The 23,273-nt window shown below is 70.6% G+C and carries 23 protein-coding genes; 14 read left to right on the top strand and 9 right to left on the bottom strand.

Annotation, left to right across the window (positions count from 1 at the left end):
• Nucleotides 1–60: 60 nt before the first annotated feature.
• Nucleotides 61–270, bottom strand: a complete 210-nt coding sequence (locus SM447_RS09085; RefSeq protein ID WP_474572286.1) for a DUF3072 domain-containing protein — start codon at nucleotides 268–270, stop codon at nucleotides 61–63.
• Between the two features lie 251 nt (nucleotides 271–521).
• On the opposite strand from SM447_RS09085, the gene SM447_RS09080 reads away from it, so the two are divergent.
• The 4 genes from SM447_RS09080 to SM447_RS09065 are packed head-to-tail and all read left to right on the top strand — an operon-like array spanning nucleotide 522 to nucleotide 4,421.
• Complete coding sequence (locus SM447_RS09080) at nucleotides 522–1,763, top strand: glycosyltransferase 87 family protein (RefSeq protein ID WP_474572285.1); 1,242 nt, start codon at nucleotides 522–524, stop codon at nucleotides 1,761–1,763.
• Nucleotides 1,760–2,797 (top strand): glycosyltransferase family 2 protein, encoded by a 1,038-nt coding sequence (locus tag SM447_RS09075; protein ID WP_474572284.1) that lies wholly within the window; start codon nucleotides 1,760–1,762, stop codon nucleotides 2,795–2,797. The genes SM447_RS09080 and SM447_RS09075 overlap by 4 nt, the downstream gene beginning before the upstream one ends.
• The gene (locus SM447_RS09070; protein ID WP_474572283.1) at nucleotides 2,794–3,759 is read left to right on the top strand and encodes a lysylphosphatidylglycerol synthase domain-containing protein; all 966 of its coding nucleotides are present in this window, start codon (nucleotides 2,794–2,796) and stop codon (nucleotides 3,757–3,759) included. The genes SM447_RS09075 and SM447_RS09070 overlap by 4 nt, the downstream gene beginning before the upstream one ends.
• A 32-nt stretch (nucleotides 3,760–3,791) precedes the next feature.
• Complete coding sequence (locus SM447_RS09065) at nucleotides 3,792–4,421, top strand: class I SAM-dependent methyltransferase (RefSeq protein WP_474572282.1); 630 nt, start codon at nucleotides 3,792–3,794, stop codon at nucleotides 4,419–4,421.
• Between the two features lie 10 nt (nucleotides 4,422–4,431).
• Here SM447_RS09065 and SM447_RS09060 read toward each other — a convergent pair whose 3' ends face one another.
• From SM447_RS09060 to SM447_RS09050, 3 genes are all read right to left on the bottom strand, one after another.
• Nucleotides 4,432–5,241: an AfsR/SARP family transcriptional regulator gene (locus SM447_RS09060; RefSeq protein ID WP_474572281.1), complete on the bottom strand. Its 810-nt coding sequence runs from the start codon at nucleotides 5,239–5,241 to the stop codon at nucleotides 4,432–4,434.
• 191 nt (nucleotides 5,242–5,432) lie between these two features.
• Nucleotides 5,433–6,149, bottom strand: a complete 717-nt coding sequence (locus tag SM447_RS09055; RefSeq protein WP_474572280.1) for a polysaccharide deacetylase family protein — start codon at nucleotides 6,147–6,149, stop codon at nucleotides 5,433–5,435.
• Nucleotides 6,146–7,147, bottom strand: coding sequence for a glycosyltransferase family 2 protein (locus SM447_RS09050; protein ID WP_474572279.1), 1,002 nt, complete (start codon nucleotides 7,145–7,147; stop codon nucleotides 6,146–6,148). Before SM447_RS09050 ends, SM447_RS09055 begins: the two co-directional genes overlap by 4 nt.
• A 274-nt stretch (nucleotides 7,148–7,421) precedes the next feature.
• Here SM447_RS09050 and SM447_RS09045 point away from each other — a divergent pair, with 274 nt between their 5' ends.
• From SM447_RS09045 to SM447_RS09020, 6 genes are read left to right on the top strand one after another with little or no spacing between them, the layout of a single operon-like run.
• A complete protein-coding gene (locus SM447_RS09045) occupies nucleotides 7,422–8,732 on the top strand; it encodes an aspartate aminotransferase family protein (protein WP_474572386.1) in 1,311 nt (436 codons plus the stop codon).
• Nucleotides 8,726–9,745, top strand: coding sequence for an NAD-dependent epimerase/dehydratase family protein (locus SM447_RS09040; protein WP_474572278.1), 1,020 nt, complete (start codon nucleotides 8,726–8,728; stop codon nucleotides 9,743–9,745). The genes SM447_RS09045 and SM447_RS09040 overlap by 7 nt, the downstream gene beginning before the upstream one ends.
• A 13-nt stretch (nucleotides 9,746–9,758) precedes the next feature.
• Nucleotides 9,759–10,727 carry a UbiA prenyltransferase family protein gene (locus tag SM447_RS09035; protein ID WP_474572277.1) on the top strand — a complete coding sequence of 323 codons (969 nt, stop codon included), beginning with the start codon at nucleotides 9,759–9,761 and terminating at the stop codon, nucleotides 10,725–10,727.
• Nucleotides 10,727–11,740 carry a glycosyltransferase family 2 protein gene (locus tag SM447_RS09030; RefSeq protein ID WP_474572276.1) on the top strand — a complete coding sequence of 338 codons (1,014 nt, stop codon included), beginning with the start codon at nucleotides 10,727–10,729 and terminating at the stop codon, nucleotides 11,738–11,740. Before SM447_RS09035 ends, SM447_RS09030 begins: the two co-directional genes overlap by 1 nt.
• On the top strand, nucleotides 11,737–12,774 hold the full coding sequence (locus SM447_RS09025; protein WP_474572275.1) for a glycosyltransferase family 2 protein: 1,038 nt from the start codon (nucleotides 11,737–11,739) through the stop codon (nucleotides 12,772–12,774). Before SM447_RS09030 ends, SM447_RS09025 begins: the two co-directional genes overlap by 4 nt.
• Nucleotides 12,771–13,886 carry an endonuclease/exonuclease/phosphatase family protein gene (locus SM447_RS09020; protein WP_474572274.1) on the top strand — a complete coding sequence of 372 codons (1,116 nt, stop codon included), beginning with the start codon at nucleotides 12,771–12,773 and terminating at the stop codon, nucleotides 13,884–13,886. The genes SM447_RS09025 and SM447_RS09020 overlap by 4 nt, the downstream gene beginning before the upstream one ends.
• 57 nt (nucleotides 13,887–13,943) lie before the next feature.
• Here the strand turns inward: SM447_RS09020 and SM447_RS09015 are convergent, their stop codons facing one another.
• A complete protein-coding gene (locus SM447_RS09015; RefSeq protein ID WP_474572273.1) occupies nucleotides 13,944–14,882 on the bottom strand; it encodes an SMP-30/gluconolactonase/LRE family protein in 939 nt (312 codons plus the stop codon).
• A 100-nt stretch (nucleotides 14,883–14,982) separates the two neighbouring features.
• Nucleotides 14,983–16,209, bottom strand: coding sequence for a trypsin-like serine peptidase (locus SM447_RS09010; protein ID WP_474572272.1), 1,227 nt, complete (start codon nucleotides 16,207–16,209; stop codon nucleotides 14,983–14,985).
• A 139-nt stretch (nucleotides 16,210–16,348) separates the two neighbouring features.
• Between SM447_RS09010 and SM447_RS09005 the strand changes: the two genes are divergently transcribed.
• Complete coding sequence (locus tag SM447_RS09005) at nucleotides 16,349–17,212, top strand: alpha/beta fold hydrolase (protein ID WP_474572271.1); 864 nt, start codon at nucleotides 16,349–16,351, stop codon at nucleotides 17,210–17,212.
• 10 nt (nucleotides 17,213–17,222) lie between these two features.
• Here SM447_RS09005 and SM447_RS09000 read toward each other — a convergent pair whose 3' ends face one another.
• Together SM447_RS09000 and SM447_RS08995 are read right to left on the bottom strand one after the other, a co-directional pair.
• Entirely contained in the window at nucleotides 17,223–17,513 is a 291-nt protein-coding gene (locus SM447_RS09000; RefSeq protein WP_474572270.1) for a DUF1905 domain-containing protein, read from the bottom strand.
• Nucleotides 17,514–17,523: 10 nt separating this feature from the next.
• Nucleotides 17,524–17,907 carry an aldo/keto reductase gene (locus SM447_RS08995; RefSeq protein WP_474572269.1) on the bottom strand — a complete coding sequence of 128 codons (384 nt, stop codon included), beginning with the start codon at nucleotides 17,905–17,907 and terminating at the stop codon, nucleotides 17,524–17,526.
• 226 nt (nucleotides 17,908–18,133) lie between these two features.
• Here SM447_RS08995 and SM447_RS08990 point away from each other — a divergent pair, with 226 nt between their 5' ends.
• On the top strand, nucleotides 18,134–19,237 hold the full coding sequence (locus SM447_RS08990) for a glycoside hydrolase family 53 protein (protein ID WP_474572268.1): 1,104 nt from the start codon (nucleotides 18,134–18,136) through the stop codon (nucleotides 19,235–19,237).
• A gap of 366 nt (nucleotides 19,238–19,603) precedes the next feature.
• Nucleotides 19,604–20,998: an RICIN domain-containing protein gene (locus SM447_RS08985; protein WP_474572267.1), complete on the top strand. Its 1,395-nt coding sequence runs from the start codon at nucleotides 19,604–19,606 to the stop codon at nucleotides 20,996–20,998.
• Between the two features lie 97 nt (nucleotides 20,999–21,095).
• Here the strand turns inward: SM447_RS08985 and SM447_RS08980 are convergent, their stop codons facing one another.
• Entirely contained in the window at nucleotides 21,096–21,866 is a 771-nt protein-coding gene (locus SM447_RS08980) for a FadR/GntR family transcriptional regulator (RefSeq protein ID WP_474572266.1), read from the bottom strand.
• A 140-nt stretch (nucleotides 21,867–22,006) separates the two neighbouring features.
• Between SM447_RS08980 and SM447_RS08975 the strand changes: the two genes are divergently transcribed.
• Entirely contained in the window at nucleotides 22,007–23,272 is a 1,266-nt protein-coding gene (locus SM447_RS08975; RefSeq protein ID WP_474572265.1) for an ABC transporter substrate-binding protein, read from the top strand.
• Nucleotide 23,273 lies beyond the last annotated feature (1 nt).

Here is a 23,273-nt window from a genome sequence, read left to right as displayed (position 1 = left end):
ACATCCAGGGCGATTCGCACGACTTGACCGATAGCTATGATGAAGGTGGCCCCCGGGGGATCAGCCCTGGTCGCCCCGCCCGGTCTGCCGCTGAAACTGATCGATCAGTTTCGCCGCCTCGGCCTTGGTGAGGCCCTCCGGGACGGTCTCGCCCGCCTCGCGGGCCAGGGTCCGCAGATACGACTCCTGCGCCGCCGTCGTCGGCTCGTCTCCGGTCACCCACTCGTCCGGGTCCTTCACCACGGCCTGTGGATCGCGCTGCTCGGTCATCTCGGCACTCCTCTCTGTTCGAACAGGTGTGCCATACCCGGGTGAGTGGTCGTCCATTCCTCGCGGTCGCCGCGCCCCATCGGGGGTGTGGACCCTCGGTAATCCAGAACGGTTACAGGATCCGTTGGGAGATCGATTGCTACCGTTCCTCCGCCGACGCCTGAAGGGGGAGATCGGTGATGGCGCTTTCTCCGGCACCAGTCCTCCGACCGGGCGTCCGGCGGTGGCTGACGCCCCGCCGAACAGCCCTGATGCTGCTTCCGGTGCTGCTGGCCGCCGTGGCCGCCGCCGTGCACCACACGACCGGCATGTTCTGGGGCGACCTCGCGGTCTACCGGGCGGGAGCGGCGGCGGCTGCCCACGGCGACGGGCAGCTATACGAGGTCACCCACCGGGGCACCGACGGCATCGTGCTGGGCTTCACCTACCCGCCGTTCGCCGCGTTCCTGCTCCAACCGCTCGTCCACGTCGACGCCACGGTGGGCGTCGGAATCTGGCTGCTGGCCTCGGTGGTCGCGCTGTCGGCCGGGGTGGCGGTGGCGCTGCGCTCCGCCGGTGTGGACGCGACCGCCGGTGCGGTGCTGACCGGAACCGTCGCGATGCTCCCGGTGTTCCCGGTGGCCGGGCACCTCCAGGTCGGCCAGGTGGGCCTGTTCCTGATGCTGATCGTGGTGCTGGACCTGATGCGCGGCCCCGGCAGCCGGTGGCACGGTCTCGGCATCGGCGTCGCCGCCGGAGTGAAGCTGACTCCGCTCATCTTCGTGGCGTACCTGCTGTGTACCGGTCGGTGGCGGGCCGCGGGGGTGGCGCTGGCCGGGTTCGGCGCCACCATCGGGCTCGGCTTCGCCTGGCGGCCGGGGGATTCCGCCCGGTTCTGGGGCGGTGGCCTGCTCGACACCGCCCGGGTGACCGGAGACCCCCGCACCGTGCTGAACCAGTCGCTGCACGGCGCGCTGGCCCGGTTGGCCGACACCGCCGACGTACGTGCCGTCTGGCTGCCGGTGGCGGCGTTCACCGCGGTGGCCGGGATCGTGATCGCGGCGCGTTGCGCCCGCGCCGGTGAACCGCTGCTCGGCGTGCTGGCCTGCGCCACGACCGGACTGCTCGTGTCGCCGGTCTCCTGGCACCACCACTGGGTGTGGTGCGTGCCGGCGCTGGTGCTGCTGGTGGTACGCGGCCGCCGGGCGGGGCACCGGCTCGCGGTGCTGCTCGGCGTGGCGCTCTGGGCCGGGTTCGTGGCCAGCGCCGCGTGGACCGTCATCGGCCTGCGCGGTACGGACCTGCACTTCCAGGGCTGGGCACTGCTGCACACCAACATGTACGTGCTTGTCGGGCTGGCCGCGCTGGGCTGGCTGGCGCTGCGTCCGGGCGGATCGTCGGCCGGCACGCGGCCGGCCCCGCCCCGGCCCTCGGTCACCAGGGGCGAGCATCCGGACGGAAGGGACGGTGCAACCGTGGACCGCGCCGACAGCGTCGAGGGCAGGATCCGGTGAGGGTCTCGGTGATCGTGCCCAACTTCAACAAGGAACGGACACTGCACGCCTGCCTGTCGGCGGTGTACGCGCAGACCCCGCCCCCGTCCGAGGTGATCGTCGTGGACGACGCGAGCACCGACCGGTCACGGGAGATCGCGGAACGGTTTCCGTGCACCGTGCTGGCCTTCACCACCAACCGGGGCGTGTCGGCAGCCCGCAACGCCGGTGCCGCCCGGGCCACCGGTGACGTGTTGTTCTTCGTCGACTCGGACATCGCGCTGGCACCGGGCGCGCTGGCCGCCGCGGTACGCGTCCTGGAGACGTTTCCCGACTGCGGCGTGGTGCAGGGCATCTACGACCCGCGTCCGCTCTACGACGACGGACCGGTCGAGGCGTACAAGACGCTGTTCGAGCACTACTGGCGACGGCGGGCCACCGGCGTGACGACGAGCACCATGTTCGCGCTCACGGCCGTGCCGAGAACCGTGTTCGACCTGGTCGGTGGCTTCGACGAGCGGCTGCGGGACGCCGAGGACGTCGAGTTCGGCACCCGGTTGCCCCGGCGGTACGAGATCCGGGTCAGCGACGAGATCATCGGCCGGCACGACGACGTGGACCGGCTGTGGCCGTACCTGTCGGAGCTGTTCCGCCGGGCGGTGACGTACGCCGACGCGGTCGTGGCCGCCCGCTGGCAGCGACCGGTCGCCGGGGCGGACACCGGTGAACGGCAGCCGCCTCCGGTCGACGTCGGGTCGGTGGTCGGCCTGGCCGCGACCGGGCTGGCGGTGGGCACCGTGCCGCTGGTCGCCGTCGCACCCTGGCTGGGGCTGCTGCCGGCGGCCCTGTTCACCGCCGCCGTGGTGGCCGACCGCGAGCTGCTGGCGTTCGCCCTGCGTCACCGGGGGCCGTGGTTCCTGGTCTACGCCACGTGGCTGCGGTCGATGACCCATCTGACCGAGTTCGTCGGGATGGGACTGGGGGTGTCCGCCGCGCTGCTGCGACGGGCCCGCGCCGACCGGCGTCGCCCGGCGAGCCTGGTGTCACGCCGGTGAGCGGGCGCTGGTGGCGACTGGCCAACCACCTGTTCACCGCCGTGTTCGTGGTGGCCCTGACCATCGGTCTGGTGCTGTTCGTCCGGGCCCAGGACTGGACCCCGGTGGCCACGCTGGCCGGTCAACTCGATCCGCTGCGGGTGACCGGCGCGCTGGCCGGAGCGCTGCTGATCAACGCGGCCGGGCTGCTGCTGGGTCTGGCCTCGTGGCGGGCGCTCTTCGTCGACCTCGGGGCCGCCGTCGACCGGTGGACCGCGTACCGGCTGTTCTTCGTGGGCTTCCTGGCCAAGTTCGTGCCGGGCCGCTTCGTCGCCCTGCCGGTGCTGCTGCGGATGGGCAAGGAGATCGAGGTGGGCCCGGTCCGGCTGGCCGGGGTGTTCCTGCTCAGCTGGGCGGTGGTGGCGATGACCGGGATGACCGTCGCGCTCGCGGCGGGCCCGGCGCTGCTGTCGGGAGCCGCCGGCTGGCTGCTGGTGGCCACCGTGCCGCTGGTGGTGCTGGTGGCCCGTCCCGACCTGCTGAACCGAGGACTGGCGGCGGCGGCCCGGCTGCTGCGGCGACCACCGCCGCAGGTCACCGCCTCACCGGCCGGCGTACGTCGGGCGGTCACCGCGCAGTCGCTGTCCTGGCTGGTTTCCGGGCACCACCTGTGGCTGCTCGCGGTGGTCGCCGGAGCGCCGCCGGCCCGGTCGTACCTGATCTGCGTCGCCGGGTTCGCCGCCGCGACCGTGGCCGGCCTGTCGGTGATGGTCGCACCGGACGGCCTGGGAGTGCGTGAGGCGGTGCTCATGCTCGGGCTGCTCACCGTGCTGCCGGTGGCCGTGGCCACCCCGGTGGTGCTGGTCAGTCGGCTGGTCTGCGCGCTCAGCGAGGTGGCCGTCGGTGGGGGAGGGCTGCTGCTGGCCCAGTACATGCACCGACGTCGCCTCAGCCCGGTCGAGCGGGTCGCGCCCGTCGGCTGATCGTCATCCTGTCTGACCTGTCGGAGGAGATCATGGGGAAGGCGCCACTGCGGACGATGGCCCGGCTGGTCGGCGCGCCGGTGCGGGCGCTGCTGCGCCGCAGCCCCCGGCTGACCGCCGCGCTCTGGGACACCCAGTACGCGCTGGGGTTCTGGGGCTACCTGGACGAGACCGGCGGCGGTGAGGTGCCGATGTCGCTGATCGAGACGTGGGCGCCCCGCCCGACGATCCTCGACCTGGGCTGCGGCACCAGCGCGAACCTGCCGCTGGCCGAGGGGCGGCACCGGCACTACCACGGCGTGGACATCAGCCGGCGGGCGATCGAGGCGGCCCGGTCGCTCGACCGACCCGACGCGTCGTTCGAGGTGGCCGACATCCGCACCTACGACACCACCCAGCGGTACGACGCGATCCTGCTGCGCGAGGTCATCTACTACCTGTCCGTGGCCGAGGCGGCGCAGCTGCTGCGCCGGCTGCCGGGGCTGCTCACCGAGCGGGGACGGATCCTCGTGCAGATCTACGACGTGGCACGGTCGCGGCAGTTCGTGGAGGTGATCCGCGAGTGTTCGCTCGACGTGGCCACCCGGTTGCCCACGGGCTCCGACGGCGGTGCGGCGGGCGCCTTCTTCGTGCTGACCCCCGCCGCCGCCCCGAAGCCCTGAGCACCCCCGCTCAGACCGGGACCCGTCGCTCCCACCACGGCCGTACCGTCACGGGTTCGCTGCGCAGCAGCCGGCGATGCAGGTCCTGGAGCCGGTGTCCCGGTTCCACACCGAGCCGGTCGGCCAGAGTGGCCCGGGCGTCCTGGAACGCGGTGAGCGCCTCGGCCCGTCGGGAGGTCTGCCCGAGCGCGACGAGCAGCAGCTCCCAGAGCCGCTCCCGCATCGGATGCTCGACCAGCATCCAGCGCAGCTCGGCCACCACGTCCTCCACGTCACCCAGCAGCAGCCGCAGGCCGGTCACCTCCTCCAGCACGTCCTGCCGCAGCTCGGTCAACCGGATCCGTTCGGCCTCGGCCAGCGGGCCGGTCGCCTCGTGCAGCGCCTGACCGGACCAGTGCGCCAGGCCGCGCTGGAAGAGGTAGAGCGACTGCGGCAGGTCGGCCCGGGAGCGGGCGGCGCGGGCCGCGCGGACGTCCCGTTCGAAGCGGACGATGTCCACCGCCTCGGGCGGCACGTCCAGCGTGTACCCGGGACGGGTGGAACGCAGCACCCGGGCCAGGGCCGGGCGACGACCGGGCGGTTCCAGCACCCGGCGCAGCCGGCCGATGTAGGTGTGCACCATGTTTTCCACCGAGTCGGGCCGGCGGCCCACCCAGATGGCGTCGACGATCTGGGCGACGGACATCACCATGCCGCTGCGCATCGCCAGCACCGCCAGGACCTCGCGTTGTCGCGGAGTCCCGAGATACAGGCGGCTCTCCGCCCGGCGGGCCTGGATCGGGCCGAGCAGCGATATGGAAAGGTCATCATCCTGCGACATCAGAGTTTCTCCCCCACCCAATCGAGCCGGGCACCACGACCCGGCTCCGGCACTTGTGCGGTGTCGACGGCTCCGGCCGGGCGTGGGGCACCCGCTGCTTCGGGGGGCGGGCACTCACCGGCAGGTGAGTCGACGGGTTGACCGGCGCTGGTCGGTCATCCGCTCGGGAACGACGGTCGGGCATCCCCCACCTACCGGTGGTCCGCGACGGTGACGAAGCGGAGCCCCTGGCCGATCAGCCTCGGGATGACCTCGGCCAGGGCGGCGAGGGTTTGTGACCGGTCGCCGCCGCCGTCGTGGCAGAGGATGATCTGCCCGGGCCGGGTACGGGACAGGGTCCGGGTTATCCGGGTGACGCCCGGACTGCGCCAGTCGCTCGGGTTGACCGTCCAGTCGACCGGGGTGAGGCCGAGGTCGGCGGTGGTCCGCAGGACGGTGGGTGACCAGTTGCCGCCGGGCGCGCGGAACAGCCGAGGGCTGAACCCCGTGGCGTCCTCGATCTCCCGCTGGGTCCGGTCGATCTCCGCTTCCAGCATCGGGCGGGGCAGGGCGGCGAACGGTTGGGGATGTGTCGTGGAGTGGTTGCCGATCAGGTGACCGGCGGCCAGCACCCGCCGAGCCAGCTCGGGATGCTCGCGTACCCGGTCGCCGATGAGGAAGAACGTGGCGCGCACGCCGTGGGCGTCGAGCAGGTCGAGCATCGGCGGGGTCCACGTCGGGTGCGGTCCGTCGTCGATGGTCAGCGCGATGCCGTCGCCGGGCGTGCCGAACGCCGGCCAGCGGGGACCGCCCAGCGCGGGACGGCGGCGCAGCAGCTGTCGGCCCCGGTAGGCGAAGAGCAGGTAGTGCAGTGCCTGCGCGCAGAGGTGGGAGGAGAACCGGGTGACCGGTCCGCGGTCGGTGTTCATCGGGACGTTTTCGCGGCGGTCACCCGGGTCGGCCCGAAGTCGCGGTCGGTGAGGTGCCGCAGCCCGCCCGTCACGGCGCCGGCGACGACGGCCAGTTGGACCAGCAGGTGCACGGCGAAGAAGAATGCGGTGAAGGCGGGACCCCGCTGGCGCAGCACGAAGCGCAGCAGGCCGGGCTCGGCGACGGTGAACAGCGCGAAACACAGCAGCGCCGCCAGCGGCCAGCCGCCGGTGAGCGGCGTCAGCAGCAGGCCCGCCGGCACCAGCGTGGCGGTCAGCAGACCCGCCGGGCTGTTCGCCCGGATGCCGGCCGGGCCGCGTTCGGCCAGGGCCACCGGGATCAGCAGCTGCGAGCGGCGGAACTGCTTGCGCAGCAGCGCACCGAGCCGGCTGTCGTCGTCGTGCCGGCCGACGACCGTGTCGGTGAGGACGATGCCGTACCGGTCGCCCATCCGGTCGCCGAGCTCGACGTCCTCGGAGGCACGCAGGTTCTCGTCGAACAGGCCGACGTCGGTGAAGACCTCGCGCCGGATGAGACAGATCGCGAAGAGGGTGGTGCGTACGCGCCCGACGTGGCGTAGCCGCCAGTAGTGCCCGTGCAGCAGCCGGTACGCCTCGACCGGCCCGTCGTCGATCAGCGGTTCGAGCGCGTAGATGCCGTGTACGCAGGCGACATCGGGCTGTTCGCGCAGGATCGCGAGGGCGTTGTCCAGCGCGTCCGGCTCGGGCGCGCAGTCGGAGTCCAGGAAGAGGAGCAGCTCGCCGGTGCTGGCCCGAATGCCGCGGTTGCGGGCGGCGGCCGGCCCCGCGTTGCGATCGGTGACCAGTAACCGGCACGGAAAGCGGCGGGCGATGGCCCGGGTGTCGTCGGTGCTGGCGTCGTCGACCACGATGACCTCGGTCACCGGGTGGCGTTGCCGACGAACCGCCTCGAGACAGGCACCCAGGGTCTTCGAGCTGTTGTGGGTGGGGATGATGACCGAGACCGTCGGCGGCATGTTCAGCACCTTCGGGACGTAGGGTAATGCACTAAGGAAATTGACGAGGAAAAATTCTCTGTGCACGACCAAGTTATCGACCGTCCGGCCCTGCCGCAAGGGTTGCCTTGCGTAGTCAAGGTTGCATCCAGCCTCGGTCCAGGAAAGATCTCGGGGCAATGGATAGCGTCCCGACATGCCCAATCTGGTCAGCGTCGAGGAATGCGAACATCTCACCATTCGGGAGGTGCACGACCTCTATCGGCGGTACGTGAACGCGAGCCAGGTCAATCTGATGACCTCGTTCGGCTTCGGCCGGGAATTGGTCGAGCACGCCGAGGGTGCATACCTGACATTACGTGACGGTCGCCGGATCCTCGATCTGACCGGCGGGGTGGGGGTGCTCAACCACGGCCACAACCACCCGCGGATCGTCGAGGCCCGGCGTCGCTTCGCCGAGCGCCAGCGGATGGAGGTCCACAAGACGTACTTTTCGCCCTACCTTGCGGCGCTCGGTCACAACCTCGCGCAGCTGCTTCCCGGCGACCTCTCCATGTCCTTCCTGCCCAACTCGGGGGCGGAGGCGGTGGAGGGCGCGGTGAAGCTCGCGTACAAGTACCACGGCGGCCGGCGGCGGACGATCCTGCGCGCGGACTGCGGTTTCCACGGAAAGCTGCTCGGTTCCGGCGGCCTCACCGGACAACCGCACTTCGACTTTCCGACAATTCCGGGAATCGTTCCTTTCGCCTACGGCGATCTAAATTCCGTCCGGTCGGCCATTGACGACAATCCGGACGATGTCTATGCGCTCATCGTCGAGCCCTTCAGTGCCTCGACGATTCAGTGGTGTGACGAATCTTTCCTGCGCGGCGTGCGGGAACTGTGCGACCAGCACGACATCGTGTTGATCTTCGACGAGATCTACACCGGTTGGGGCAAGACGGGCAGCCTCTTCTACTTCATGCGCTACCCGGGCCTGATACCGGACGTGCTGACCACGAGCAAATCCTTCGGTGGCGGCAAGTCGTCCATTTCGGCCTTCGTCGCCCGGAAGCCGGTGTTCCGCAAGGCGTACGACAATCTCACCGACGCGCTGCTGCAGAGCACCAGCACCACGTACTACGGGATGGGGGAGGAGTGCGTCACGGCCATCGAGGCGATCAACGTGGCGGTGGAGGACGACTACCCGGCGCGCGCCCGTGAGTTGGAGCGGGTCCTCGAACCGGCGCTGACCCGGCTGGCGAAGGAGCACCCGGACGTCGTCGGCCGGGTGGCCGGTGCCGGAGCGCTGTGGGGCGTCCAGATCGAGGGCGGGCCCAAGGTCCTCGACCTGGTCTCCCGGCTCGCCCCGGGCGGCGTGGCGCGGGACCCCCGGTTCAAGGCGAAACTGGTGACCTCCGCCGTGGTCAACGCCCTCTACCGGGACCACGACATCTTCACGTACTACGCGCTCAACGGACGCAACCCGCTGATCATCGGGCCGTCCCTGGTCACCGACCCCGCCGACGCGCAACGTGCCGCCGATGCCCTCGCCGAGGTGCTCGACCAGGGGCTGACCCGGCTGGTCTCCCGGTTCGTCGCGCAGAAGGTGGGCTCGCTGTGGTGATCACGATTACCGGCGCCGCCGGCATGCTCGGGTCCCGCCTGGTCGACCGGCTCACCGCCGACGGCCACCAGGTACGCGGTGTCGACCTGCGGGACGAGGTCACCGTCACCGACGTCGGCGACATCCGTGACCCACGGCTGCTGGACCGCGCGCTGACCGACAGCACCGTCGTGATCCACTGCGCGGCGGCGCTGCCCAGCTATCCGCCCGACCAGATCCGGTCGGTCATCGTCGACGGCACCCGCAGCGTCTTCGCCGCCGCGCAGCGGGCCCGCGTCGCGCGGGTCGTGCACGTCTCGTCGACGGCCGTGTACGGACTGCCGCGGCAGGTGCCCACGCCCGAGGAGTACCCGCGTACCCCGGTGGACACGTACAGCGCGGCCAAGGCGGCGGCGGAGGAGATCGCCGAGGCACACCGCGCCGGTGGGCTGCCGGTGGCGGTGCTGCGGCCCAAGACCTTCCTCGGCCCGGGCCGGATGGGTCTGTTCGCGATGCTCTTCGAATGGGCCGAGGAGGGCCGCAACTTCCCGGTGCTGGGTCGCGGCGACGTCCGGATCCAGATGTTCGCCGTCGACGACCTGGTCGACGCGGTGGTCACCGTCCTCAACGCCCCGGACGAGGTCGCCAACGACACCTACAACCTGGGCGCCGACCGGTTCGGCACCCTCCGCGAGGACTTCCAGGCGGTCCTGGACGCCGCCGGTCACGGCCGTCGGGTCGTCTCCCTGCCGGCCCGGCCCGCGCTGGCGGCCCTCAGCCTGCTCGAACGCAGCCGGCTCTCCCCGGTGTACGGGCGGCTGCTGCACAAGCTGATGGCCGACTCGTACGTCAGCACGGACAAGGCCCGACGCCGGCTCGGCTTCCAACCCAAACTCTCCAACCAGGACGCCATTCTGCGCACCTACGAGTGGTGGCGGGCCGAACGGCACCGGGCCCGGCCGGCCCGGCAGGGGCGGACCAGCCGCGATCCCTGGCGGCAGGGCGCCCTGGCCGCCGCCAAGATCTTCTTCTGACAGGGGTGCCGTGATGACGTCCGTCGAGACCGTGGTGGAACCGGCCACCCCGGTGGTCACCCCGCGCGCCACCCGCCTGCCCGCGCCGCTGCGGCATCTGGTGGCCCTGGCCCGGCCCGGCCATGCCGTGAAGAACCTGCTCGCCGTTCCGCTGGCGCTGGCCGACACCCCGGCCTGGACGGCGGCGACGCTGTGGCGCTGTCTCTGGGCGGTCACCGCGTTCACCGTGGCGTCCTCCGTGATCTACGTGGTCAACGACATCGCCGACCGGCATCGGGACCGCGAGCACCCGGTCAAGCGGGCCCGGCCGGTCGCCGCCGGCCACGTCCCGGTCCCGGTGGCCTGGACGTACGCCGTCGTCCTCGCCGCGTCGCTGGCCGCGTTGATCGCCAGCGGACCGGCCATGACCTGGTGGCCGCTGCTCACCTATCTGGCGCTGAGCATCGCCTACAGCAGGTGGCTCAAGCACGTGCCGCTGCTGGACGTCTGCGTGGTCTCCGCCGGCTTCGTGCTGCGGGTGTTGCAGGGCTACGCGGCCACCGGCGCGGAGGTCTCCAGCCTGCTGCTGACCGCGGTGTTCAGCGGATGCCTGGTGCTCATCCTCGGCAAGCGGCGTCACGAACTGGCCGCGCTGGGCGCACCGCACCGACCCGCGCTGGACGGGTACAACCTGCTGCTCACCGATCACCTGCTCGGCCTCACCGCCTCGCTGGCCGGCACCACGTTCCTGCTCTATCTGCACATCGACGCGCCGGTGGACGCCTACCCGCCGGTCGCGTTGGCCATCGTCGTGCCGCTGGGCCTGCTCGCCGCGTTCCGGTACCTCCAGGCGGTCCTGGTCCTGCGCGGCGGCGGCGACCCGATCCGGATCCTGCTCCGGGACCGGACGATCGTCGTCTGCGCCGCGCTGGCCGGCGTCACGTTGGCCGTGGCCCAGATCACCGCCCGCTATCCCAACCTGCTGACCTGGATGGACAGTTGATGAAGCCTCCCCTGGTGTCGGTCGTCGTGCCGAACTACAACTACGCCCGCGCGCTGCACCTCTGCCTGGACTCGCTGCGCGCGCAGACCTACCCCCACCTGGAGATCATCGTGGTGGACGACTGCAGCACCGACGACTCGGTCGCGGTCGCCGAGTCGCACGGGGCCCGGGTGGTACGTACGCCGTACAACGGTGGGCCGGCGGCGGCGCGCAACCTGGGCGCGGCGGTCGCGACGGGGGAGATCCTGTTCTTCATCGACTCCGACGTGGCCGCCCGGCCCGACGCGGTGGCCAACGCGGTCGAACTGCTGACCGCCGACCCGACGATCGGGGCGGTCTGCGGCAACTACGACCCGGTCCCGCTGATCCGCGACAGCCTGCTGGAGGAGTACCGCTGCCTGCAACAGTCCTACTGGCTGATCGCCGACGAGGGCCAGATCATGACGCTCTACACCGCGCTGCTGGCCATTCCGGCCCGGGTGTTCACCGAGGTCGGGCCCTTCAACCCGGGGCTGCGCGAGACCGAGAACGCCGACTACGGGATGCGCCTCGCGCAGCGTTACCGGATCCTGCTCTCGCCGCGGGTGCGGGGCGTGCACGACCACGACCACGAACTCGGGGTGCTGGTGCGCAAGGTGTTCACCCGCACCGCACTGCACATCCCGCTGTACGCCCGTAAACCCGAGTTCCCCGGCGGGCTGCGCAGCGGGCCCCGCGCCTGGGTGAGCATCGCCGCCCCGCTGGCGGTGCTGACCGCCGTGCTGCCACTGCTGCTCGGCCCGGCGTTCTGGCTGGTGCCGGCCGCCGCGCTGGCCGCCTTCGTCGCCGGCGACCGGCCGATGTACCGGTTCGTCCGGCGCGAACGCGGCACCCTGTTTCTGGTCTACTTCATCGCGATGCACTTCTTCCTGAACCTGGTCATCGCCGTCGCCGCGGCGTGCGGCGTGGCCGCCTGGCTGACGTCGGCCCGGTTCCGTCGGCTCTACGACCGCCCGGAGGTCGCCACCCGATGAATGAGCTTCCGCTGGTCTCGGTGATCGTGCCGAACTACAACTACGCCGAGTCGCTGGACCTGTGTCTGCGGTCCATCCTCGATCAGACCTACCCGAACATCGAGCTGCTGATGGTCGACGACTGCAGCACCGACCAGTCCGTCGCGGTGGCGGAGGCCCTCGGCGTGAACGTGGTCAGCACCGGCGTCAACGGTGGCTGCGGCACCGCGCGCAACGTGGGCGTCGCGCACACCCGGGGCGACCTGATCTGCTACGTCGACTCCGACCTGGCGCTGGCGCCGGACGCGGTGGCCACCGCGGTGCGGCTGCTCAGCGAGGATCCGACGATCGGGGCGGTCTGCGGGATCCAGGACGCCGAACCGTTGCTCCACGACACCGTGGTCTCCCGCTACCGGGGCCTCCAGTACCACTACTGGTCGATCAGCTCGGAGGGGGACGTGTCGTTCCTCTTCCCGGCGATGTGTGTCATCCGCCGCAGCGTCCACGAGGAGATCGGGCCGTTCAACCCGGCCCTGCGGCAGACCGAGGAGGTGGACTACGGCTACCGGCTGACCCGCCGGCACCGGATGCTGCTCACCTCCGAGGTACGCGGCCGGCACGACCACGACCACGAACTGGTCGGGCTGCTGCGCAAGCTGTTCCACCGGGGGCGGCTGCGCATTCCGCTGTACGCGCGGGCCCGGCGGTTCGGCAAGGGCTTCGAGACCGCCTCCCGGGCGTGGGGCAGCCTCGCCGCCTTCGCCGCCCTGCCCGCGCTGGCCGTACCGCTGCTCCTGGGGCCCTGGGGGGCCGTCCTGCCGGCCGCCCTGCTCGCCGCCTCGCTGGCCTGCGACGCCGGGATGTACCGCTTCGTGCTGCGCCGTCGCGGGCTGCCCGCCCTGTTCGGCTTCGCCGCACTGCACTTCCTGGTCAACGTCACCATCGCCGCCGGAGTGGCGACCGGCGCGGCGCAGTGGCTGCTGTCGCGGCCGTTCCGGCAGCTCTACGACGCCTCGTTCCCGATCGACAGCGCCCCCCGGTGGGAGTCGGCGTGACGACCGCCGCGCCGGTGGCCACAGCCGACACCGAACCGGCCGCGTCAACCCGTGCGGCACCCCGGCACCGGCCGGCGGCGCTGCTGTTCGTCGCCGCGGCGCTCTGGCTCGCCTTCACCGCCGCGCACCTGGCGATCAGTGGGCGCTGGTGGCTGTGGCTCGCGGTGGACGCCGTGCCACCGCTGGCCTTCGTCGTGGTTCCCCTGGTCCTCGGCCTGGGCGCGGTGGCGCTGCGCCGACGGCGGCGCACGGTGGCGCTGCTCGCCGCCGCCGCGCTGCTGCTCGGCGCGGGTCAGTCCGGGATCAACGTCCGTCGGTGGCAGGGCGGCGACGGCGCCGCACCGGCCGACGCGGTACGGGTGTTCGTGTGGAACACCGACTACTGGGACGAGGGCGGCCAGACCGAGGCGTTGTACCGGGTGCTGCGGGACGCCGACGCCGACGTCTACCTGCTCCAGGAGTACTGGTACGCCCGGACCGCCTGGCCGACGGAGGCGACGCTGGAGCGGCTGCGGGCCGAGTTCCCCGGCTTCCACGTCGTGGCGGTGGGCGAACTGGTCACCGTGTCGCGCCTGCCGGTGCTGCGGCAGGCGCCGCTGGCCGCCGACGGCCTGCCACCGGAGGTCGCCGACGCCGGCGACGAGTGGCGCTACAAGACCCTGCGTACCGACCTGGACCTCGGCGGCGGTCGGGTGCTGTCGATGTACAACCTGCACCTGCCCGTGCAGCTTTCACCGGATCACAGTCCGTTCGACGGGGACTTCTACCGGGTGCTGCGGGAGCAGCGCGCCCAACGGGAACCGCAGTGGCGGGCGTTGGCCGCGGACGTCCGGGCCAACCCGCACCCGGTGCTGCTCGCGGGCGACCTGAACACCAGCCCGGCCATGGGCGACCTGCGCAAGCTGCCCGACGGCCTGCGCGACGCCAGCTACGCGATGCCGTCGCTGTACCCGGCGAGCTGGGCGGACAGCCCTGGCTGGCCGCAGTGGTGGCGGCTGGACTGGGCGTTCGTCTCCTCGGGCGTGCGGGTGCACTCCTACCGCTTCGGCGACGGGCAGGGGGTCTCCGACCACCGTCCGCAGGAACTCGTGCTCTCCCTGCCCGACCGTTGACCGGCTCGGCCGGCCGAGCCTGCGCCCGGGGGACCGGCGGCAGGTGCCGCTGGCCGACTACCGGGTGGCCGGGCCGGTCGGGCCCGCGCCCGTGACGTTCAGCGCGAGCGAGTAGACCGAGGTCGTGGCCGTCACGAACAGCAGGTTGCGCTTGCGGCCACCGAAGGTGAGGTTCGAGCAGATCTCGGGCAGCAGGAGTTTGCCGAGCAGCGTGCCCTCCTGATCGAAGCAGTGCAGGCCGTCGTGTGCGGCGACCCACAGCCGCCCCTCCTGGTCGAGTCGGATCCCGTCGAACGACCCGGCGTCGCAGTCGGCGAGCACCCCACGGTCACGCAGCGTCCAGTCGGGGCCCACGTCGAAGTGACGGAGATGCCGACGATGGGTGTCGACGACGAACAGACGACGCTCGTCCGCCGAGAACGCGAGACCGTTGGGCCGCACGAAGTCGTCGGCGACCCGCTCCACCCGACCGTCCGGAGAGCAGCGGTAGACGTGGCAGCCGTCCAGCTCCGGATCCGCCCGGTGCCCCTCGTAGTCACTGTCGATGCCGTAGCTCGGGTCGGTGAACCACAATGAGCCGTCGGCGGTCTCGACGACGTCGTTCGGACTGTTGAACCGCTTGCCCCGCCAACGGTCCGCCACCACGGTCAGCGACCCGTCGGGTTCGGTGCGGGTGACCCGACGATTGCCGTGCTCGCACGTCACGACGCGGCCGAGGCGGTCGATCGTCCGGCCGTTGGCGTAACCGGCGGGTGCCTGGAAGACGTCGCACCGGCCGGTGACCTCGTCCCACCGCAACACCCGGTCGTTCGGGATGTCACTGAACAGCAGGCAGCGCCACGCTGGAGAGTAGGCCGGGCCCTCCAGCCAACGCCCGCCGCCGAACAGACGCTGGACCACGTGGTCACCGCGGACCGCCCGGAACCGCTCGTCCAGCACGTCCCACCGGGTGGGTGTCCGGTCGGGGCGCGCGTGCTGCTCGGCTGCGATCGACATGCACCGAATGTACGGCGGTGTCCGACGCGCGGCCCACCAGGGTCGGCACCGTGGTGGCGACCCGGGGGACGCGGTCCGGCCCGGGTCGCCACCGTCGTGGTCAGCCGTTGTCGATCAGACTCGCGATCTCGTTGTAGATGAGGTGCGCCTTGGCGCCCTGGTTGGACGGACATCCGCCGAGGTGGTGCAGGGCGATCACCCGGTGGCTGCTGTTCAGCACCGGCGAACCCGAGTTCCCGCCGGAGGTGTCGCAGCTGTAGCTGATGTTCCAGGTGTTGTAGTTGGCGTTCCGCACGGTGCACCTCGGGCCGTTCTGGGCGTCCTCGAAGATCGACAGGCGCTTCGGGCTGCCGTCGCCGTGCCCCGGGATGTACATCTGCGTGCCGGTGGTGGTGGCGGACGTCGCCAGGTAGAGCGTGCCGTACCCCTGGATGGCGGCGAAGTTGTTCACCGAGAAGAGGGCGTAGTCCAACTGGTTGGAGCCACCGCTGCTCACCCGGTAGAGGGTGGCGCCACTCACCTTGGTACCGGGGCCGGGGTTCGCGCCGCCGCAGCTGGCGCACTGGTAGTTGAACTGCATCTCGCTGCCGCTGACCGCGGCCTGGGTGGAGAAGCAGTGCTTGTTGGTCAGCATGCGGTTGGTGTTGCCGACCCGCCAGGTGGTGCACATGCCGCCGCCGCTGATCAACAGCCGCGCCACGGCGTTGCTGCGGGCGTACTCGGTGGGGTGGCTGCTCTGGTAGCAGACCACGTCGCGGCGGGCGTCGGTGCTGCAGACCGACTGCGTGGAGAAGTTGTACTGGGTGATTTCCGTGCGGTCGTAGCCGCGCCAGAACCGGTCGATGGTCGCGGCGCTGCCTCGGAAGGAGCGGTTGCTGTGCAGCGTCACCACCGCCGTGTCACCCTCCACCGACATCGCCCAGAAGCCCGGCCGGCCGTCGGTGGTGTAGTCCGCGCCGGTGGCCCGGTTCAGGTTGCGGTCGTACCGGTAGCTCTCCCGGCCGTCGGGGCTCGACACGGTGACGTACTCGCCGGGGGCCAGCCGCAGCGAGCTGAAGTGCACCTTGACGTAGGTTGCGCCGGGGTGGCGGATGATCTGGGTCCGGCCGTTTCGGGCGTACGTCAGCGAGCCGTCGACGACGCGCAGCTCACCGACGGTCGTCACGCCTTCGGCCGAGAACTGGTCCGACTCGGGCGCCCGGTCCGAGTGCGGCGTGACCGGCTGCGCCGGGTACGCCTCGGCGGGTGCCGACAGCAGGTTCAGCCCGAGTGTGCAGGCGGCGAGGGTGACCGCCACCGTTCGCAGGCGTCGCAGGGCACGTTTCATCGTTGCTCCTCCCAGGAACCGGGACCTTAACGAGTCCTAAGTCTTCATACCGGAGTGAGATCGATATATGCAAGACAATCGATGAACGTCGTCGCGCACCGGATGTTGGGGCGGCGGCCACCGGGGGTACCTGTCGCGCATGTTCGACGGTTTCAGCGACGAGCGGATCGACGTGGGCGAGGTGCGGCTCCGCGTCCGGTACGCCGGGCACGGGCCCGCCGTCCTGCTCATCCACGGACACCCGCGTACCGGATCGACCTGGCACCGGGTCGCGCCGCAACTGGTGGCGCGCGGATACACCGTGGTCTGCCCCGACATGCGTGGCTACGGACGATCCGGCAAGGCACCGATTCGGCCGGACCACTCCCAGCAGTCCAAACGCGCGGTCGCGGCGGACCTGGTCCGACTGATGCGGACGCTGGGGCACGCGAGATTCGCCGCGGTCGGGCACGACCGCGGGTGCTACGTGGCGTTACGCCTGGCGCTGGACCATCCGGACGCCGTCAGCCGGCTGGTGGTCATCGACGGGGTACCCATCAGCGAGGCCCTCGCCCGGTGCGACGCCACCTTCGCCCGGAACTGGTACCACTGGTTCTTCTTCGCCCAGCCGGACAAGCCCGAGCGGGCCATCGGCGCCGATCCCGACGCCTGGTACGGCGACAAGGCGCGGCCGGACACCATGGGGGTCGAGAACCATCGGGAGTTCCGGGAGGCCATCCACGACCCGGCCACCGTCCGGGCGATGCTGGAGGACTACCGCGCCGGCCTCGGCGTCGACCGGGAACACGAGGAGGCGGACCGCCGGGCCGGTCGCACCGTCCGCTGCCCGACCCTGCTGCTCTGGTCGACCCGCGACGACCTGGAGGACCTGTACGGCGACCCGCTCGCCGTCTGGCGGTCCTGGGCCGGCGACCTACGCGGACAACCGATCGAGTCCGGGCACCACGTCGCCGAAGAGAACCCCGACGACCTCACCGCGGCGCTGTACGACTTCCTCCGTTGACCCCCGGTGACTACCTCACGTCAACGGTCAGCACGATCGTGACGAGGTCGCCGAGCTCGACGCCCTCGGCCCGCCGGACCTTGTCCTTGACCGGCACGAGGTAGCCGCCGTCTTTCGGGAACAGCGAGGTGGTCCAGGTGGTGTCACCGATCCGCGCGGCCACGGGGATCATTCCCCAGCCGTAGCTGACCTGACCGGCCACTTCGGCCAGCCGGCCGACCTGGTGATCCGGCACGGTGAGGAAGTGGTACGGAGCCGGGCCGCGCCAGAACCACACCTCACCGGTGAACTCCATCTCCATCGGGGGCGGCCTACCGTGCCGGGGCTCGGCGGGGCGACCCGGCCACGTAGCCGTGCGGGTACGGCAGCGGGCGGCGCAGGCTGGCGTGCAGGGCGGCGATGATGTGTTTCCGGCCCGCGCCGTGGTCGTTCGGGCCGTCACCGGTGGGCCAGAACAGCTTCGTGGCGATGACCAGGTCGTCGCGGGACCGGCCGGTCAACCAACGGCCGATGATTTCCTCGGACGCGCCGCCCGCGTACACGTCGGCGGTGTCGATGAAGTTGCCGCCCGCCTCGACGTACCGGTCGAGCAGGAGGCGCGAGGCCTGCTCGTCGGCCTCGTTGCCGAACGTCATCGAGCCCAGGCACAGCTCGCTCACCAACAACCCGCTCGCCCCCAGGTACCTGTGGTCCATTCACCCATTCTGGTTCTCGGCACCGGGCATCCGCAGCCCCGCCGAGGGCCCAGCCGCTGAGCAGGTACGTCGCGGGTTTGATGCAGGAGGATGGCGCGGGCCACCCCGACTTGTCACCCTGAGCACGTGCGACCCGCCACCTCACCTGGCCCCGAGACCGTCCGGCGGCCCCGCCGGACGTGCCCGAACGCGTCGGGCACCGCATCCCTCGATGTGAAGGAGCGCCATGAAACCGTCCCTCTGGTCCTTCGCGGCGGTGGTCGTCCTCGCGGCCCCGCTGGCCCTGACCGCTCCCGTACAGGCGGCCAACACCCTGACCATGCGCGGGGCGGACGTCTCCACGCTGCAACGCAGCCTCGACCTCGGCGCCCGCTACTACGACGCCTCCGGAACGCAGGCCGACCCGTACGACATCCTCGCCGCCAAGGGCGTCAACTACCTTCGGCTGCGGGTCTGGAACAACCCGGCCAGCGGCTACAACAACAAGGCGAAGGTGCTCCAGCAGGCCAGGGTGATCAAGGCCAAGGGTTTCAAACTGCTGATCGACTTCCACTACTCCGACACCTGGGCCGATCCGGGTCGGCAGGACCCGCCCGCGGCCTGGGCCGGCCACTCGCTGAACCAGTTGCAGGCCGATGTCTACAACTACACCTACGACGTGTGCACCGCGCTCAGGGCGCAGGGCACCACCCCGGACGCGGTGCAGATCGGCAACGAGATCAACGTGGGCATGCTGTGGCCGACCGGACGGGTCGTGAACGACAACTTCGCCCCGCTGGCTAGCCTGCTCAAGCAGGGCTACCAGGCCACCAAGGCGTGCAACGGCGGCACCCAGGTGTGGATCCACACGGCGAACGCGGACAGCAACGCCAACGCGCGCTGGTTCTACGACGGCATCAGGGCGCAGGGCGTCACCTGGGACGTCACCGCCCTGTCCTACTACTGCATGTGGCACGGCACGTTGGCCAACCTGTACAACGTGATCGCCGATGTGCGGGCGCGCTACGGCCGGCCGGTGGTGATCGCCGAGACGGCGTACCCGTTCACCACGGCCGACGCTGACCAGCAGCCGAACGTGATACCCGGTACCGCGCGCTGCGACAACATCCCGGCCACCTGGTCCGGGCAGGCGCAGCAGTTCAACTGGGTGCAGAACACCGCCCGTAACGCAGGCGCGGTCGGCGTCTTCTACTGGGAACCGACCTGGTACGCGATCCGCGGCAACGGCTGGGATCCGGCGGACATCAACGGAACCGGCAACGGCTGGGACAACATGGCCGTCTTCGACTGGTCCGGGCGGGTCAACCCGCATCTGTACTGGAATCCGTGATCGCCGCCCGGGCCCGGCGGTCGCCACCGGGCCCGGCGGATGGGCGGCATTCAACGCCCGTGCGCAGGCCGGACGGGAGTGGTGGCAAGCGCCGATTGATAGACCTCTGTCGTTTGACGTATGACGATGTTAGCGATAACTTCGCTGTCACGGGCGGGTCCTCGTGGCTGCCGGGAGCCCGAGGATTCGCCGTGGTCCCCGCGCCGGCCCGTCTCGATCGTGGGCACGTCGTGATGCTGGCTCGCGGCGCCGGTGACCGGATCTCCCCGCACCACACCACCGTGCTGACGCCACCACCTGACGCCGGCACATACGCCAGGGCATCCACGGACCGCGCGTGGGTGACCCCGATCGAAGGAGTGGACCATGAAGGCCATCGGTGAGGCTCGTCCCGCCTCTCCACGCAGCCGGGGTTGGCGGTCAGGTCTGGCCGCGGCGGCTGCCGCGGTCCTGGCGGCGGGCACGCTCGTCGCGGTGCATGTGACGCCGGCGCAAGCGGCGACAGTGGACACCAACGCCTGGTACGTCCTGGTGAACCGGAACAGCGGAAAGGCGTTGGACCTGTACGGTCTGGCCACCAACGACGGCGCGCGGATCAGCCAGTGGACCCGCAACAATGGCGCGAACCAGCAGTGGCAGTTCGTCGACTCCGGCGGTGGCTACTACCGGATCAAGTCCCGGCACTCGGGCAAGGTGCTCGACGTGCACAACTTCTCGACCGCCGACGGTGGCGCGATCGTGCAGTGGTCGGATCTCAACGGGACCAACCAGCAGTTCCGGCTGGCCGACTCCGATGGTGGTCATGTCCGACTGGTCAGCCGGCACAGCAACAAGGTGGTCGAGGTGCAGGGCGCTTCCACCGCCGACGGCGCGAACATCGTGCAGTACGCCGACTGGAACGGCGCCAACCAGCAGTGGCAGCTCGTCCGTGTCGACGGTGGCGGCACCAACCCGCCGCCGCCAACGGGCGGCAGCGGATGTGGCAAGGCCCCGGGGCTGTCCAGCGGCACGCACACGATCCAGAGCAACGGCCAGAACCGGCAGTTCATCCTGCGGGTGCCGGCCAACTACAACAACAACAATCCGTACCGGCTGATCTTCGCGTTCCACTGGCGCGGCGGCACCATGCAGGAGATCTCCTCGGGTGGCACCAGCGGGGCCGCCTGGTCTTACTACGGGCAGCAGGAGCAGTCGAACAACAGCGCGATCCTGGTCGCCCCACAAGGTTTCGGCAACGGCTGGGCGAACAACGGCGGTGAGGACGTCAGGTTCGTCGACGACATGATCAGCCGGATCGAGAGCGCGCTGTGCGTCAACCCGCGGCAGCGCTTCGCCCTGGGCTTCAGCTGGGGCGGCGGCATGAGCTATGCGCTGGCCTGTGCACGGGCCGATGTCTTCCGGGCCGTGGCGGTGATCGCCGGTGCGCAGATCAGCGGTTGTAGCGGCGGTACCCAGCCGATCGCGTACTTCGGGTTGCACGGCATCTCGGACAACGTCCTGAGCATCTCCCAGGGCCGGGCGCTGCGCGACACCTTCGTCCGGAACAACGGCTGCACCGCGCAGAGCCCGCGTGAGCCGGCGGCGGGCAGCCGTACCCACATCACCACCGCGTACTCCGGCTGCCGGGCCGGGTACCCGGTGCAGTGGGCGGCCTTCGACAACGGGCACATGCCGGGACCGGTGGACGGGACGTACGCCGAGAGCGGCATCACGACCTGGACCAAGGGTGAGATCTGGCGCTTCTTCGCCCAGTTCTCCTGACCGGGCCCAGGGCGACGACGGGTCCCGGCCTCCTGGCGCCGGTGTGCACACCAGCGTGAGCCAGGCAGCCGGGCCCGTCTGCCCGTCGTCGCTCAGGTCAGCGTTGCAGGCGGTCCGGCTTGCCCGAGCCGCTGCGCCGGACCAGCCAGGCCTCGGTGATGTGGGTGAACATGGCCTCGGCGGCACCCTCCGGGTCGTGGGCGGCGATCATCTCGTAGATGCGCCGGTGTCCACGGTTGGAGGCCACGCAGAGCGAGCGCTCGGTGCGGCCGGTGTACCGCGCCGTGTTCACGACCTGGCTCTCCAGCGCGCGCACGACGCCACGCGCGATGCGGTTCCCGGACGCCTGCATCACGGTGTCGTGGAAGGCCCGGTCGTGCTCGTGGTAGGCCAGGGTGTCGCCAACGAGCTCGTCCATCCGGTCGACCAGCGCGCGCAGGCGGTCCACGGTCTCCTGATCGGCGACCCGGGCGGCGACGTGGGCCATGTCGGACTCCAGCAGCCGCCGGGTCACCACCACGTCGTCGAGGATGGCGAGGCTGTCGTCCTCGGCGATGGTGGCCGCGAGGACGAGTTCGTCGAGCATGTCCCAGTTCGAGGCCGGGGTGACCATGGTGCCGGCGCCCTGGCGGACCTGCACCAGCCCCTTCTCCTGGAGGATCTTCACCGCTTCCCGGACGACTGTCCGGCTGACGGAGAAGGTCTCACACAGGACCGGTTCGGGCGGCAACGCCGTCCCGGACGGATGCACCCCGCGGACGATGCGCTCCACCAGTTCCGCGGTGACGGCCCTGGCGAGATTCGCGGGCCGGCGCGCCCATGCCGGGGCGGCCACCTTCTCCAGGGCCGTCTCCTGCGATGGCGTCATGTCCCCCTCCGATCGGCTCGCCGTGCCCCACGTCAGGCCAGTGTACGGGTGACTGTTGACGTCAGACGTCATACGAGTTACGTTCTCGGTCACGTTGGCTGCGGCGGGCCGTCAGCCACTCCCTTCAGAGGTGAACAACGATGAAACAACGAGCATTGTGGTCAGCCGTCCTCGTTGTGGGACTGGCGACGGCGGGCTGTGGAAGTGCCACCGGTACGAACTCCTCCTCCGGCGGTTCGGCGGACAAGCTGGTGGTGTGGGACTGGAAGTCCGGTGAGCCTTCCGCTGGACCTTACATCGAGAAGGCGAAGGCCGACTTCGCCGCGAAACACCCCGACGTGACGGTCGAGTTCGTCGCGCAGCCGTTCGACCAGTACTACACGCTGCTCGGCGCGGCAATCCAGTCCGGCAAGGGCCCGGACGTGATGCTGTTCAACGGCGGCGGCCAGATCCGCGACCGGGTCGACGCACTGGTGCCTCTCGACGAGTACGTGGCCGAGGACAAGCAGCGGCTCGCGGGTTGGGACGCCTTCACCAAGGACGGCAAGACCTACGCCGGTCCGGTGACGCTGCAGGGCCACCCCATCTACTACAACAAGGCGCTCTACGAGAAGGCCGGACTTGATCCGGAGAGTCCGGCCACGACCTGGGACAAGTTCCTCGCCGACTGCGCCGCCATCGGCAAGGCCGGCGCCAAGTGCTTCGCCCTCGGCAACAAGGAGGGTGCCGGAATTCAGTTCTGGATGTCGGCCCTGGGCTCCGGCATTCTGACCGCCCAGGAGTACGACGACTGGATCGCGGGCAAGCGTGACTGGACCTCGCCGAACGTGAAGCGGATCTTCCAGCTCTGGAAGGAGGCCGGCGACGCCGGTCTGAACAACGACGGGGCCAACTCGACCGCGATGTTCAACGACGCCTTCGCGCTCTTCCAGTCCGCCAAGGCCGCACACGTCATCGGCCTGATGTCCGACGTGGGGCACTGGAAGGACTTCAACGAGTTCCTGACGCCGGAGAAGCTCGGTGTGATGAGCGCTCCGGTCGTCACCGCCGGTACCACGCCGAGCCTGGCCTACGACGGCGGCATCGGGTACGGGGTGGCGAAGTGGACCAAGGATCCCAAGGTCGCGGCCGACCTGGTGCGATCGCTGACGTCGACCGTCGCGCTCAACGCCTTCTACGCCGAAGCCGGCGCGATCGCCGCGGACACCACCATCGACGTGTCGCAGGCTGGTCCGGCCGCCGCCACGATCGTCGCCGACCTCGAGAGCGGTAAGCCCGCGCTGCACGTGGCGCTCTCCTCGAAGACCCTGGATCTGATGGGACGGATCGCCCAGCAGCTGCTCAGCGGCTCGATCAGCGTCGACGAGGCGGTGAAGCAGCTGGCCGCTTCGGACCAGGCGGGCTGAG

The sequence above is a fragment of the Micromonospora aridisoli genome (genome assembly GCF_056150025.1).
The sequence above is the reverse complement of the archived record's forward strand: the minus strand, read 5'-3'. Positions and strand labels throughout refer to the sequence as shown.